Origin of the sequence: Alloalcanivorax xenomutans, from assembly GCF_032810065.1 — a bacterium.
Classification (GTDB): domain Bacteria; phylum Pseudomonadota; class Gammaproteobacteria; order Pseudomonadales; family Alcanivoracaceae; genus Alloalcanivorax; species Alloalcanivorax xenomutans.
The window spans coordinates 3,413,644-3,428,178 of sequence record NZ_CP136538.1 but is presented as its reverse complement, the minus strand read 5'-3'; the positions used below and the strand labels follow the sequence as shown (position 1 = coordinate 3,428,178).

Genomic DNA, 14,535 nt, shown 5'->3' with positions numbered 1-14,535 from the left:
TTCGGTGTTGCCGTTTCTCACACCCTTGTTCGTCCGGGTCCGGGCCTTCCGCCCCTGCCTGACATAGCATTGGTGTGTGCCATGCCCTGGTGGTGTGGCTGGCGTGGCTCGACATTCCTGGCACAGATCCGGGTGTGGATGTGAAGCCTGGCATCCACCGGAAGAGCAACGCGGCGAACGATGGAAAAGACAGATGAAAACAGGCTCCAGGGGAGAAGATCTCAATGAGCAATGACGGCGTAAATACCAGCCGCCGTACCTTTCTGATCGGCCTGACATCGGCGATCGGGGCAGCAGGTGCGGTGGGTCTGGCGGTTCCTTTCGTGAAATCCTGGCTGCCTAGCGCCAAGGCGGAGAACGCCGGCGCCCCGGTCCAGGTCGATATCAGCAAGTTGGAATTGGGCCAGCGGGTGGTACAGGAATGGCGCGGGCAGCCGGTGTGGGTAGTGAATCGCACCGACAAGATGCTCGAAGGCCTGTCCCAGATCGAGGGTTCGCTGCGCGACCCCAATTCCGAGGAAGATCAGCAGCCGCCGTACGCCAAGAATCAGTGGCGCTCCATCAAGAAAGAATATCTGGTGCTGATCGGCACCTGTACCCACCTCGGTTGCTCCCCCCTGTATGAACAAGAGCCCACCGTGCAATTGGATCATGGCGGCTTTTTCTGTCCCTGCCACGGCTCCATGTTCGATCTGGCGGGACGTGTTTACCAAGGCGTGCCGGCTCCCACCAACCTGGTGGTTCCGCCGCACTCTTATCTGAGCGAGTCCGTGATCATCGTCGGCTCTGAAGAAGGGGAGACTCAGGCATGAGAGTGGTGAATGGCTTGATCGACTGGGTGGACGCGCGTCTTCCCGTCGTTAACACCTACAAGAAGCACATGTCGGAGTACTACGCTCCGAAGAACTTCAACTTCTGGTACTACTTTGGGGTGCTCTCCATGGTGGTACTGGTGAACCAGCTGCTTACAGGCATCTGGTTGACCATGTTCTTCTCCCCCAGCCAGGGCTTCGAGTCCGTCGAGTACATCATGCGCGACGTGCAGTGGGGCTGGCTGATCCGCTATATGCACGCGGTCGGCGCTTCCGCCTTCTTCGCCGTGGTTTACATCCACATGTTCCGTGGTTTGATGTACGGCTCCTACAAGCCGCCGCGGGAACTGGTGTGGATTTTCGGCATGCTTATCTATGTGGCGCTGATGGCCGAAGGTTTCCTTGGCTATGTGCTGCCCTGGGGGAACATGTCCTACTGGGGCGCCCAGGTGATCATCTCCCTGGCCGGCGCGATTCCGTTCGACGTGCTTCCGTTCATCGACGCCAATGACGCCAAGGAAATCGGTGAGGCTCTGACCACCTGGGTGCGTGGCGACTACCTGCTGTCCACCGCCACCGTGAACAAGTTCTTCGCCCTGCACGTGGTGGCGATTCCGCTGGTGCTGGTGGCGCTGGTTTTCCTGCATATCCTGGCGCTGCATGAAGTGGGCTCCAATAACCCGGATGGCGTGGAAATCAAGAAGAACAAGGACGAGAACGGCATTCCCAAGGACGGTATCCCGTTCCACCCTTACTACACCGTCAAGGACCTGCCCGGCGTCATCATCTTCATGATGGTGTTCGCGGTGGTGATCTTCTACTTCCCCACTGGCGGCGGCTACCTGATCGAGAAGCCCAACTTCGCGCCGGCGGATCCGCTGAAGACCCCGGATCACATCGCTCCGGTGTGGTACTACGGCCCCTATTACGCGATGCTGCGTGCCACCACCATTGACTGGTTTATCTCCTCCAAGGCCTGGGGGCTGATCGCCATGGGCGGTGCCATCGCCATCCTGTTCCTGCTGCCCTGGCTGGACCGCCATCCGGTCAAGTCCATCCGTTACAAAGGGCTGCTGAGCAAGATCACCCTGGCGCTGTTCGTGGTGGACTTCCTGATTCTCGGCTATCTCGGGACCCAGCCGGCCACTGGTCTGGCGAAGACCGTGGCGCAGATCGGCACGGTGTATTACTTCCTGTTCTTCATCGTGATACTGCCATTCGGCCATCGATTCGAAAAATCCAAGCCGGTACCTGAGCGCGTCACGGGGGGTCACTGATGAAGAAGTTTTTTGCCGCCATTTTGTTCAGCTGTTTGCCGGTATTGGCCGTGGCCGCCGGTGGTCATGACGCTGAGTATGAGAAGGCTCCGGTCAATCTGCAGGACAAAGTGAGCCTGCAGAACGGTGCCAAGCTGTTCGTGAACTACTGCATGGGTTGTCATAGCCTGGAATACCTGCGTTATGGCCGTATGGCCGATGACCTGGGCATCCCGGATGAGCTGGTACTGAAGTATATGAACTTCACCAGTGATAAGATTGGTGATCCGATGCAGAACGCCATGGATAAGGACGATGCCAAGAAGTGGTTCGGGACCGCGCCGCCGGATCTGACCCTGGAAGCGCGCCTGCGGGACCCGGATTGGCTGTACTCCTACCTGATCGGCTTCTATGAGGACGAATCCCGTCCGTTCGGCTACAACAACAAGGTGTTCCCGAACGTCGGCATGCCGCATGTGATGGCCGGTATGCAGGAAGCCGTGGATGAAGAGGAATTCAAGGCCGCCATGGGCGATATCACCAACTTCCTCACTTACGCGGCGGAGCCGATTGCGCCCACCCGTGAGCGGATTGGTGTTTACGTGCTCGTGTTCCTTGCTATCCTTCTCGTACCGGCGTACCTGCTGAAGAAGGAATACTGGAAAGACGTTCACTGATCCACGAACGTCGATCCAGCCAGCAACAGGGTAACCGCGCAAGCGGCTACCCTGTTTGTGTTATTAGATGATGCTTGGAGATGACTCGACCATGGGCGTGGTGACCAAACGTTCCTCAATGACTTTCTTCTCTTCCCCGGACGATCACTACAGCCACCGGGTGCGTATCGTCCTGGCGGAGAAGGGCGTAACCGTGGATATCGTGGACGTGGATAGCCGGGACAAACCGGAAGATCTGGCGGCCCTGAATCCGTATAACGAGGTCCCGACCCTGGTGGACCGTGAACTGACCCTGTATCAGTCCACGGTGATCATGGAGTATCTGGACGAGCGCTTCCCGCACCCGCCGTTGCTGCCGGTGTATCCGGTGGCGCGGGCGCAGAGCCGTCTGCTGGTGCATCGTATCGAGCGTGACTGGTGCGGCCATGTGGACGCCCTGGTGCTGGGTGAGGAGAAAGACGCCGCTTTGAACAAGCGCCGCAAGGAACTGCGCGAGGGAATGATCGCCACCGCGCCGATCTTCAATGAGCTGCCGTTCTTCATGAGCGAGGAGTTCACCCTGGTGGATTGCGTGGTGGCGCCGATTTTGTGGCGGTTGCCCATTCTGGGTGTGGACCTGCCCGCCAAGCAGGCCAAGCCGTTGCTGGATTATGCCGAGCGTTTGTTCGACCGTGACAGCTTCCAAGCCAGCCTGACCGAGGCTGAGCGGGAAATGCGCCTGGCGCTGTGAACCCCGGCCCGTGCCCCGCGCACGGGCTTTTTTTGCCGCCGGAGCGCGGCCGTATCCATCGGAAAAGCCCTGCTGTTATGTCCGAAATGACTTCCAACCGGCCCTATTTGATCCGCGCTACTCATGAGTGGATATGCGATAACGGTCTTACTCCTCATCTGGCGGTGGACGCGGGCTATCCCGGCACCGAAGTGCCGCAGGAATTCGTCAAGGATGGCCAGATCGTACTGAACGTGGCTCCCCGGGCCGTGACCCAGTTCGTGGCGGGCAACGATGAGATCGTCTTTTCTGCCCGTTTCGGCGGCGTGCCGCATCATCTCAGAGTGCCGGTGGGCGCGGTGATCGCGATTTTCGCCCGGGAGAATGGCCAGGGCATGGCGTTCGAGCCCATGGATCCACCTCCTGATCCTCCCGAGGACGGTCCCGATGACAATGGTCCTGACAAAGGTCCCGGCAAGGGCCCGCGTTTGCGTGTGGTGAAGTAAGCGCCGTCGAACTTCGATAACCCGCATCTGATTGTGGAGCCTGTATGCTGTTTTCGCCGCGTGTGCGATTGATCCTGAGCCTGGTTGCCGCGTTCTTCGTGGTTTTCGTGGTACTGAGAGGGGCGTTCTTCTGGTTTTTTCTTTCCGGCCTGGAACTGCCTTCGCAAGAACTCTGGCATGCCTTCGGCATTGGCGTCCGCTTCGACTTGCGTTTGGCCCTGCTGATTGTTCTGCCGGTGGCCATTCTCAGCCTGCTGCCGGGCCTGCTCGGTCTGCGCCGCGGACAGCTGGCCCGCAAACTGGCGGTGGCCTGGCTGGCTCTGGCCTCCGCCGTGGCCTGTTTCGTTTACATCGCGGATTTCGCCCACTACAGCTATCTGGAAGAACGTCTCAACAGCTCCGTGCTGCGTTTCCTGACCAACCGTGGGGATTCCCTGCAGATGGTGTGGGAAAGTTATCCGGTGGTCTGGCTGACACTGCTGCTGCTGGTGACGCTGGCGGTGGGCGCCTGGTTGGGGCGCAAGCCGATTGCCGCTTTCGCGCGCCGTCCGGCGCCGGGGCGGGGCTGGTTGGGCGGCACCATCGCCGTGGCGTTGGGTATCTATCTGTACGCTCTGGGGATCATGGGGCAAACCGGCACCGTGCCGCTGCGTTGGAGTGACGCTTACTTTTCCAACAATCTGCAGGTGGCGTCACTGGGTTTGAACCCGGCGATCTTCTTTTACGACACCTACACCACCGGTACCCGGGAGCATGATGACGAGCTGCTGGCGCTGCGTTATCAGCGGGTGGCGGAATACCTGGGGGTGACCAATCCGGATCCCGAGACCATGACGTTTGCCCGGTCGGTGCCCGGCCAGGCCCCGCAACGGCCGCCCAATGTGGTTCTGATTCACCTGGAATCCATGGGCGCCAATCGTATGGGGCTGTTTGGCAATCCCATGGAAGCCACGCCCAATCTGGACCGTCTTGGTAATGAGGGGTTGTTCTTCCCCAATTTCATGGTGCCCTCCAGTGGTACCGCCCGTACCGTGTTTGGTCTGGTGACCGGCATTCCGGATATCACCTGGGGTGGCTCCACCGCCTCCCGGGATCCGCAGATCGTCAATCAGTACACCCTGGTCAACGCTTTTAAAGACTATGAGCGCCTTTACTTCATAGGCGGCTCCGCGGGCTGGGCCAATATCCGAGGTGTATTGAAGAACAACATTCAGGATCTGGAGTTGTGGGAGGCCGGAGACTACGACGCTCCCAACATCGATGTCTGGGGTATCTCGGACCGGGACCTGTTCAAGGCCGCTCACCAGCGCCTGGACCAGCTGGATCCGGACAAGCCGTTCATCGCCTTTATCCAGACCGCGGGCAACCATCGGCCGTTCACCATTCCCGATGACGATTCCGACTTCGAGGTGATCAATCCGCCGGAAGACAAAGTGCGCCAGCACGGCTTCCTCGGCAATGATCAGTACAACGCGGTGCGCCTGCTGGACTACAACATCGGTTACTACCTGAATGACCTGGTGGCCAATTCCCATTACGCGGACAACACCATTTTCATTCTGTACGGCGACCATAACGACCGCTCAGAGCCATCCCAACATATGGGGTACAGCGAGTCCCTGCTGCTGGACAAACATCATGTGCCGCTAATCATCTACGGCCCCAACGTGATTGGGGGGCACCGGGTGATCGAGCGCCCCGCCAGTCTGGTGGATATCATGCCCATGGCGCTGGGGCTGGCCGGGCTGCCGTATGAGAACCGCACCATGGGGCGGGATCTGCTGCACATCGATGGCCCCTCATACGCGATCACCTTCGGAGGGGACCGTTCCCACCGGCCATTGATCGGCCTGGTTGGCGAGGATTATCACCTGAGCATGTACTACGACGGTGACAATGCGCGCCTTTACGACCTGGAGGATCCGCGTCTGGAGGCGGATGTTCGCGCGGACCACCCGGAGGTGTTCCAGGATCGCAAGGAATTGCTTGAAGGGCTGTATCAGGCGGGGCGTTACATGCTCCACCACAATCGGCCCTAGTGCGGTTTGGAGACATAAACTCAAAGGTTGCTACAAGGCCGCTGTAGGAGCTTGCCCTGCAAGCGAATTTCCTTTTGGAAACGGGTGCCCATTCGCTTGCCGGGCAAGCTCCCACAGCGGCTTCGTAGTACCTGCTGTGGGAAGCGATGCGTTTAAGCGGTCTTCAGGACACCGCCACATCAGCTGGAAACCGGCGAATACGCTGGGTCAGAAATAACCCGACAAGCAGCCAGAAGCAGGTAAAGCCGATGGCGAGCGGGAAGCCTCCCCGCGTTTCGATCAGCCAGCCCGCCACCGCCGGGCCGATCAGCTGCCCGCCAGCGAAGAACAGAGTGACATAACTGAACGCGATGGGAATGTAACGCGGTGCCACCTGGTCGGTACTGGCGGCCTGGATCAAGGTGAAGACTCCATTGACCGCGCAGCCCATGAAGAAGAAATGGGCGACGAACAGAGGCAGGCTCTGATCGATCAGTGGCAGCGCCATGGCAACGGTCACCACCGACATGGCCAGACTCAGAGTATTGCCGCGCCCCCAGCTGTCCGACAGCGAGCCCCATAACGGGCCGCTGAGGACGGAAAGCAGCCCCATCATCGCCATCAGCCACCCGGCGATGGTTTCGTCGAAGCCGGATTCCACCACGTAGCTGACCATGAACAGAGCCTGGGTGATGTACACCATGCCGATGATGCCATACACCAGCGCCATGATAATGACCCGGGGATTCCGGTAGATCAGCCATTTATCCGCCGAGGGCGGCCGCGCCGTGCCGGCGTCGTCAGCGGTGGGGGGATCACGCACCGCCAGCAGGACCAGTAAGCCGACGGCGCCGGCGACGGCGGCGAAAATGCCCCAGGTCACCCGCCAGCCGTTCGCGCCGAAAAGATCGGAGAGCCAGGGCACCAGCAGCCCGATGAAGAAAATCCCCGCGCCAACGCCGGCGGTCATGCAGCCGATCATCACCCCGCGCCGCTCCGGATACCAGGTGGCCAGCAGCGACACCGTGGGCGCGAAGGAAAACGCGGTGCCGAAGCCGAGCAGGGCCATCAGTACCACGATCAGCGGGTAGTCGCCGGCGACCGCCAGCCCGGCAAAGCCCAAGGTCACCGCGGCAAGCCCGAAAACCACCGTATTGCGGGCGCCCCAGCGGCTGGCCGCGAGACCGCCAAGCAATACGAACAGCAGATAACCCAGGGCGGTGACCGTGCCCAAGGCGCCGGCCTGGCGGTAGCTCAGTCCGAGATCGGCGCGCATGGCCGGCAGCAGCAGGCCGTAGGCCAGGCGGGCGAAGACAATCACCACCAGCGCCACCAGCATGGCGGACACGGCCATGACCAAGGGATTGGGCCTGTTATCGGTTCGCGGCATTGGCGGGGTCACTCGACTGAGATTGGATCAGCATGGTCGGCGTCATGCGTGCAACACGCAACCGTACCCATCACGCGTTGCGCGCCATCAGGCCACCGTCCACCGGAATCACCGCGCCGGTAATGTAGGACGCCGCCGGCAGGCACAGGCTGACGGTCATGTGCGCCACCTCTTCCGGGGCGCCATAGCGTCGCAAGGCGGTTCGCCGTCTGGCGAAAATGGCCTTGTGTTCGTCCGCGATCCGCGCGGTCATGCCGGTGTCGATGGGGCCGGGGCAGATGCAGTTGACGGTGATGCCTTCCTTGCCCAGCTCCACCGCCAGGGCGCGGGTCAGGCCGGTGACGCCGGCCTTGGCCGCCGCATAGGCGCTGTTCTCGGCGGTGGCGCCGAGCGCTTCGGTGGACGCGATATTGACGATGCGGGGATGGTCCGAGTGCCGCAGGTGAGGCAGTGCGGCCCGCACCAGGCGCTGCTGGGCGGTCAGCAGAATCGACAGGCTGGTGTGCCACGTGGCCTCGTAATCGTCCGCCGAGGACGAAATGGCGGTGAAGCCGGAGACCCCGGCATTGTTGATAATAATGTCCAGGCCGCCGAAGGCTTCGGCTACCTCGGCGGTGATCGCTTCGATCGCCGCGGCGTCGCTCACGTCCAGGGTCCAGCTTTGTGCCTGGAAACCCGCTTCCCGGATCTCCATGGCCACCCGCCCGGCGCTGTCGCCATCGCGGTCGGTAACGGCAACCCGCGCGCCCTCGCTGGCGAACACCCGGGCGGTGGCTCGTCCCATGCCGCTGGCGCCACCGGTCACCAGGACCCGGGCACCGTTCAGGGAACGGCTCAATTCGGTGAGGCTACTCATGCTTGGACCTCTCTTGCAGGTTCACGATGTTTGCGCCACACGCCAATTCGCTGCCAAGGCAGCTTCCCACAGCGGCTCCGCAGTTCCCTTTGTGGGAAGCGAGCTTGCTCGCGAATACAGCGCTCACGGTGTGAACAGGCGCTAGGAATCGGCCGCCCATTGCTGGCGAAGGGCTTTCTTGTCCAGTTTGCCGTAAGCGGTGAGCGGCAGACTGTCGAGCAGATGAATCTGTTTCGGAACCTTGTACTTGGACAGAGCGCCTTTGCAGTGGCGCAGCAGCGCTTCCAGGTCCAGCTCGGCGCCGGCATCGGGGACCACGAACGCCGTCACCGCTTCGCCCCAGTCCGGGTCGGGCAGGCCGACCACCGCCACCTGGCCGACACCGGGGTACGGTTGGATGGCGTTCTCCACCTCCGAGGTGTACACGTTCATGCCGCCGCTGATGATCATGTCGTTCTTGCGGTCCAGCAGATACAGGTAACCGTCCGCGTCCATCCGTCCGATGTCGCCGGTGTGCAGCCAGCCGTCCACCAGCGTTTCGGCGCTTTTCTCCGGCAGGCCGTGATAACCGAGCATGTTGTATGGCGTGCGAGCCGCCACTTCGCCGCTTTCACCCGCGGGCACCGGTTTTCCGTTGCCGTCGACGATACGGACCTGGCTCATGGTCGCGGCCTGGCCGCAACTGAGCAGCCGTTCCGGATGGGCCGGATTGTGGTCCTCCCGGCGCAGACGGGTGATGAAGTTGGGCGCTTCCGACTGGCCGTACAATTGCACGAACACCGGACCGAAGGTTTCCAGGCCCTGAGTCAGACGCTCCACCGTGATCGGGGCGGCGCCGTACAGCATGGTGCGCAGCGAACTCAGATCCGGACGGGGCTCCGGATTGGCCTCCAGCCAGTCCAGCAGCCGGTAAATCATGGTGGGTACCATGAAGGTGAGAGTGACCTTGTCCTCGCTGATGCGGCGGATCACGGTGGCGGGATCGAATCCGGGTTCGATGTAGTGGGTGGCCCCTTTCAGCAACCCGACCATCAGGATGCTCCCGGCGGCATGGGGCAGAGGCGAGGTGAGCAGAAAGCGCTCGTCGTCTTGCAATGCCAGCTCCATCTGATGGGAAAGCAGGTTCAGATAAATGTTTTTCTGGCTGTGCAGGACGCCCTTGGGCTTGCCCGTGGTGCCGCCGGTGTAGGGAATGAAGGCCAAATCATCCGGTGCCACGTTGACGTCGGTGTACTCCGGCTTGCCGGAGGCGAGAAAATCATCCCAGGGCATCATGTCCGGCGGGCAATCCCGCGCCGGCCCGAGCGCGATCACCTGTTCCAGCTCCGGCAAGCGATCGCGGTGGCGGGAGAGCAACTCGAAACGCTGAGTATCGACGATGGCCACCCGGGTGTTGGAGTCGGCCAGAATATAGAGCACTTCGTCGTCGCTAAGCATGCTGTTCAGCGCCACCCGGGTGGCGCCGGCCTGAATCAACCCCTGGGCCGCCACCGCGAACTCCAGGCAATTGGCCATGGCGAGCGCTACCCGGGTGCCCGGAGTGACGCCGAGCTCGATGAGGGCGTTGCCGACCTGAAAGCTGCCGCGCTGCAACTCGGCATAACTGAGGTCGCGGCCCCCCATGGTCAGCGCGCAGCGGTCCGCGAAACGGGCCAGAGCACCGGTGTACAGGGATTTCAGCGTCATCAGCGGGACGGTCATGGAGGCACCTGGTTGTTGTCGTTGTCGGGCGGCAGGCGGAGAGCCGGATGGGTCGGTGTATTACGTTAGCGAGGGCGGCAGCGGGTAAGCATCGTCGGAACCGACGAAGCGTGGGTCAATAATCTTGACGGAGTTGGTGGGGGGAAGGGGCGGCCTGATCCCGCCCCGGGTGGATCAGTCGATGTATTCGATGATCTTGACGATCTTCTGCACGCCGCCGACTTTCTGAACTTTTTGCACGGCCATGTCGGCTTCCTCACGGGTGAGCAGCCCCATCAGATAAACCACGCCGTTCTCGGTGACCACCTTGGTGCGCATGCCGGGCGTGTCGCCGCTGAGCAACAAGCGGCTTTTCACCTTGGCGGTGAGCCAGGCGTCGTTGGTGCGGGCCATGGCGGAGTTGTTGCCAGCCACACGCAGTTCATTGTGGACGTTGCGCACATGGCGTACTTCACGGGCAATGTTTTCCGCCTGGGTTTTCAGTGATTCGCTGGCCACCTGGCCGGCCAGCAGCACATTGCCGTTGAAGCTGACCACGACAATGTGGGATTCGTCCAGGTCGGCGCTGGCGCGGGCCAGATTGATCTTCACCTTGCGTTCGATGTTGCCGTCCTCGATGAACGCTCCGAAGGTGCGGGAACCATGGTCCTGGTCCACCGGCTCCTGCGACATGTTCTTGGTCATGGTGGTGCAGCCCGTGGTGAGCAGGGCGGCCAACAACACGATCAAACCGGTGACGCGCATCAGGCTCCTCCGAACAGCTGTTGATCGATGAAATCACACAGGGCGTGAATCACCAGCAGGTGCACCTCCTGAATGCGGGCGGTGGAGTGCGCCGGCACCCGGATCTCGATGTCCTGGGGGCCGTACAGGTTCACCATCTCGCCGCCTTCCCGGCCGGTCATCGCCACCACCTTCATGTCGCGGTCGTGGGCCGCCTGGATCGCCTGGATCACGTTGGCGGAATTGCCGCTGGTGGAAATCGCCAGCAGCACGTCGCCACCGTTACCAAGCGCGCGCACCTGCTTGGAGAAGATCTCGTTGTAGCTGTAATCGTTGGCGATGGAGGTCAGGGTGGAGGAGTCGGTGGTCAGCGCCACCGCCGGCAGCGCCGGGCGCTCCATTTCGAAGCGGTTGAGCAATTCGGAGGAGAAATGCTGGGCATCGCCAGCGGAACCGCCATTGCCGCAACTGAGAATCTTGCCGCCGTTGAGCAGGCATTCCACCATTACCTGGCCGGCCATGGCGATCACCTCGGGGAGCACTTCCCCGGCCTTCGCCTTGGTCTCCAGACTTTCGGCGAACAGTTGCCTGATGCGATCCACACTCATCATTGGTCTCCGTAAAAAGCGTTTTGCACCCATTGGTAACGGACCTCTCCGTCACCATCCGGTTCCAGTCCGAGCACGTCGAAACGGCAGGGATGAGAGCCCCAGCGGGCATTATGAGCCAGAAAATGACGGGCAGCGACGTGCAGCCGCCGTTGTTTGGCGCGGGTCACCGAGGCCAGCGCGCCGCCGTAGTCGCGACGGCTGCGCCAGCGTACCTCAATGAAGACCAGGGTGTCGTGGTGGGTCATGATCAGGTCCACCTCACCCTGGCGGCAACGGTAGTTGCGCGCTACCGGGCGCAGACCCTGCTCCCGCAACCAGCGCAAGGCCTGCCATTCAGCCCGTTGACCACGCCTGGCGCCGAGCACCGGATCAGGGCGTCAGCAGCGGGCTGGGCAGACCCCCTTCGAAGGTGGCCCATTGCAGCTCGCGCACCACGCGCTTGCCGTCCAGGTGCAGCACGCCGGTGGCACCGGACAGAGTGCTGCCGGGTGCGTTGTTCAATACTGGCAGCCGGGCCTGCAGCCGGAAGGCGTCCACACCCATGGCGAACAGGCGGGTGTAGCGGCCGTGGCCATCGGGCCAGTTCGCCGTGGCCATGTCTTTAAGGCGCTGGTCCGGGTTCAGCACCCAGGGCATGTCCACGAACTGGACCCGGTCGAGATCCTGGTCACGGCGTGGATCAGGGACTCCGCCGTAAATGTAGGAGGTGCTGTGCACCGGCAGGTAGCGGGCGTAGTGGTAGTTCAGAGCCGGTTTGACCTGGCGCCCCTGGTCCGCGTTGGCGACCAGGAACACAAACGCCATGTCTTCCGGGCCGCGGGGGCGGAATTCCTTGCCGCCACTGGAACCGAGATTGCCGCGGGCCTCATCGAGGAAGGCTTTCACCGAGCCGCCGATATCGTCATCGGCATAGGTGCGGCTGACCACGATGGAACCGCCTTGTGATTGCCAGGCATTGCTGAACGCCTCGGCGACACGGTAGCCCCACTCTGAATTGGGGTAGAGCACGCCGGCTCTCACCGCGCCGGCGGCGTAGCCGTCACGGGCTACCTGACGGGCCTCGTCTTCCGGCGCCAGGCCGAACTGGTACAGGCCGTTACCGCCATCGTCCAGGTAGTTCAGCGCCAGAGTGGGTACTGGCGGAGTGCCGAGCGCATCGATGGCGGCGACCTGGTCCTTGGCCAGCGGGCCGATCACGAATTGCGCTCCGTCCATCACCGCCTGCTGATAGACCTGCGCCGCATCGGCGTCGGCGGTATCGTAGAAGCGGAGCTCCGGGGTGTAGTCGCCATTGTCCCGGGCCAGGTAATAACCCGCCATCAGGCCATCATGGAGCGCGTTGCCGGCATAGGAGAGAGGGCCGCTTTCCGGCAGCAGAACCGCGACCCGGGCCGGCCGCTCCTGCGCGGCGCGGCGCATGGCATTGAGGGTTTCTGGCAGCTGTGCCTGAGCCGGGTGCTGCGGCCAGCGCCGCTGCCAGTCGTTCATGCGCGCCACCTGATCATCGAGACCGGCCTGGGCATCGCGGTAAATGTCCGCCAGTTCCAGCCAGCCGAGCAGATCGCCGCTGGCGCCCTCGGCTTCCTGCTGCAATTGGTTGCGTGGTACACGCAGCAGCGCCTGCCAGGTCATCTGTTGGTTGTAAGCGCGGTCGGATCGCCCCAGTCGCGGCTGGATTTCGACCCGCTCCTTAAGGCTTTCCATCAGGTTGTCGTTGAGAGCAAGGGCGTCAGCGCGCAGCAAAGCCAGGCGTGCCTGCTGATCCGCGGGCAGGGAGCGGATATCCCCCTGGTAATCGTTGAGCAGATCCAGCGCCTGTTGCGGTTTGTGCTGCCCGAGCAGGGCCTGGGCGCTCAACTGCAACCAGCGGAAACGCTGATCCATGCTCTGGGCGCCGCCGCGCACCAGATCCAGCACCTCACTGGCTTCCCGGGCCCGGTCGTTGACCAGGTAATAGCTGGCCCAGGAGAGGGCGGTGTCGGTCCGCGCCGGATCCGCCATGTCACCAAGGCGTTGTCTTGCTGATTCGGTGCTGGAAGGGGCTTCACGGGCGGGAGCCGTGTCCATGGCGGGGGTGCCGGCGCGCTGGTACGCCCCCGGTGTCTGGACGCAGCCGGTGATGGCGAGGATCACCAGCAATGCGGCCCATCTAACCTGTCTCAATTCCATGACGGTGGGATAACCCTTTGCTACTGCGGGAATGGAGCCGGTATTGTAGGCACTTTCCGACTCGCGAATAACCCCCGGCGGCGCTGCGCGCCCCTTCTCTTGCCTTATCAGTGAGACAGAGCACGTAAAATGACCCGACCCTCCCACGACGCCGAAGCGGGCTGCCTGTATGTCGTCAGCACACCGATCGGTAATCTGGACGATATTTCCCGGCGCGCCATTCAGGTGCTGCAGGAGGTGGATTGGGTGGCCGCGGAGGACACCCGGCACAGCCAGGGGCTGATGCAACAACTGGGGATTTCCCCGCGCCTGATCAGTTGCCATGACCACAATGAACAGCAACGGGCGCCGGATCTGGTGGCACGGCTGGCCGATGGCGAGAGTGGCGCGCTAATCAGCGATGCCGGCACGCCGCTGGTCAGTGATCCGGGCTACCGTTTGGTGCGGGCCTGCCAGGATGCCGGGGTGGCGGTGGTGCCGATTCCCGGGGCATCGGCGCTGCTGGCGGCGCTGGCGGTGGCCGGCCAGCCCAGTGACCGCTTTTTGTTTGAAGGCTTTCCTCCGGCCAAGGGCGCCGCCCGTGAACGGGTTCTGGAGCGCCTGGCCGCCGCGGACGTGACCACCATCGTCTACGAGGCGCCCCACCGGGTGCTGTCCCTGCTTGAGGCTTTGGCGCCGAAAGTGGCGCCGGAGCGGGAACTGACCCTGTGCCGGGAACTGACCAAGCGCTTCGAAACGGTACGCCGGGGACCGGTCGCCGAGGTGCTGGAATGGGTGCGCGCCGACAAGGACCAGCAACGCGGGGAACTGGTGCTGGTGCTGGGACCGGCGCCGCAAAGCGACCAGCTCAGCGAGCGCGACCGGGCCCTGGCCCGCGCTCTGCTGGAGGAACTGCCCCTGTCCCGCGCCGCCCGCGTGCTGGCCGCGCATACCGGGCTCAAGCGGCAGGCGCTGTACAACTACCTGGAAGCAGTTAACAGTGAATAGTGAATAGGTAACAGCGAAAAACAAGAGGCGTTGCGGTTTTGCAAAACGCCCTTGCTTATCCGCAATTCTTGGTTTGGTGCCCGAGCCTTCTTTGAAAAGCGGGAAGAGTGCCTCCTGGGG

At 62.5% G+C, this 14,535-nt stretch carries 14 protein-coding genes; 7 read left to right on the top strand and 7 right to left on the bottom strand.

The genetic code is table 11. The features are described 5' to 3' along the window. The first annotated feature begins 224 nt into the window (after positions 1-224). The 6 genes from petA to RYH70_RS15670 all read left to right on the top strand — a co-directional run bounded on the left by petA (position 225) and on the right by RYH70_RS15670 (position 5,999). Positions 225-812, top strand: coding sequence for a ubiquinol-cytochrome c reductase iron-sulfur subunit (petA, locus tag RYH70_RS15695; RefSeq protein WP_022996221.1), 588 nt, complete (start codon positions 225-227; stop codon positions 810-812). After that, positions 809-2,089, top strand: coding sequence for a cytochrome b (locus tag RYH70_RS15690; RefSeq protein ID WP_022996220.1), 1,281 nt, complete (start codon positions 809-811; stop codon positions 2,087-2,089). The genes petA and RYH70_RS15690 overlap by 4 nt, the downstream gene beginning before the upstream one ends. Beyond that, on the top strand, positions 2,089-2,745 hold the full coding sequence (locus RYH70_RS15685) for a cytochrome c1 (RefSeq protein WP_022996219.1): 657 nt from the start codon (positions 2,089-2,091) through the stop codon (positions 2,743-2,745). Before RYH70_RS15690 ends, RYH70_RS15685 begins: the two co-directional genes overlap by 1 nt. A 91-nt stretch (positions 2,746-2,836) precedes the next feature. After that, complete coding sequence (gene sspA, locus RYH70_RS15680; protein ID WP_022996218.1) at positions 2,837-3,475, top strand: stringent starvation protein SspA; 639 nt, start codon at positions 2,837-2,839, stop codon at positions 3,473-3,475. A 77-nt stretch (positions 3,476-3,552) separates the two neighbouring features. Beyond that, positions 3,553-3,960, top strand: a complete 408-nt coding sequence (locus RYH70_RS15675; RefSeq protein WP_080531414.1) for a ClpXP protease specificity-enhancing factor — start codon at positions 3,553-3,555, stop codon at positions 3,958-3,960. Between the two features lie 44 nt (positions 3,961-4,004). Next, on the top strand, positions 4,005-5,999 hold the full coding sequence (locus RYH70_RS15670; protein WP_317009384.1) for an LTA synthase family protein: 1,995 nt from the start codon (positions 4,005-4,007) through the stop codon (positions 5,997-5,999). Positions 6,000-6,162: 163 nt separating this feature from the next. Here the strand turns inward: RYH70_RS15670 and RYH70_RS15665 are convergent, their stop codons facing one another. The 7 genes from RYH70_RS15665 to RYH70_RS15635 form a co-directional block, all read right to left on the bottom strand. Next, positions 6,163-7,368 (bottom strand): MFS transporter, encoded by a 1,206-nt coding sequence (locus RYH70_RS15665; RefSeq protein WP_317009383.1) that lies wholly within the window; start codon positions 7,366-7,368, stop codon positions 6,163-6,165. A 70-nt stretch (positions 7,369-7,438) separates the two neighbouring features. Continuing rightward, positions 7,439-8,224 (bottom strand): SDR family NAD(P)-dependent oxidoreductase, encoded by a 786-nt coding sequence (locus tag RYH70_RS15660; RefSeq protein WP_316308769.1) that lies wholly within the window; start codon positions 8,222-8,224, stop codon positions 7,439-7,441. A 141-nt stretch (positions 8,225-8,365) separates the two neighbouring features. Further along, positions 8,366-9,925, bottom strand: coding sequence for an AMP-binding protein (locus RYH70_RS15655; protein WP_233917146.1), 1,560 nt, complete (start codon positions 9,923-9,925; stop codon positions 8,366-8,368). Between the two features lie 174 nt (positions 9,926-10,099). Continuing rightward, a complete protein-coding gene (locus RYH70_RS15650) occupies positions 10,100-10,669 on the bottom strand; it encodes a BON domain-containing protein (RefSeq protein WP_022995224.1) in 570 nt (189 codons plus the stop codon). Beyond that, the gene (locus tag RYH70_RS15645) at positions 10,669-11,256 is read right to left on the bottom strand and encodes a phosphoheptose isomerase (RefSeq protein WP_022995225.1); all 588 of its coding nucleotides are present in this window, start codon (positions 11,254-11,256) and stop codon (positions 10,669-10,671) included. Before RYH70_RS15645 ends, RYH70_RS15650 begins: the two co-directional genes overlap by 1 nt. Further along, entirely contained in the window at positions 11,256-11,624 is a 369-nt protein-coding gene (locus RYH70_RS15640) for a YraN family protein (protein ID WP_022995226.1), read from the bottom strand. Before RYH70_RS15640 ends, RYH70_RS15645 begins: the two co-directional genes overlap by 1 nt. Before the next feature lie 4 nt (positions 11,625-11,628). Next, complete coding sequence (locus tag RYH70_RS15635; RefSeq protein ID WP_317009382.1) at positions 11,629-13,428, bottom strand: penicillin-binding protein activator; 1,800 nt, start codon at positions 13,426-13,428, stop codon at positions 11,629-11,631. A 129-nt stretch (positions 13,429-13,557) separates the two neighbouring features. Here RYH70_RS15635 and rsmI point away from each other — a divergent pair, with 129 nt between their 5' ends. After that, entirely contained in the window at positions 13,558-14,415 is an 858-nt protein-coding gene (gene rsmI / locus RYH70_RS15630; RefSeq protein WP_317009381.1) for a 16S rRNA (cytidine(1402)-2'-O)-methyltransferase, read from the top strand. Positions 14,416-14,535: the final 120 nt, after the last annotated feature.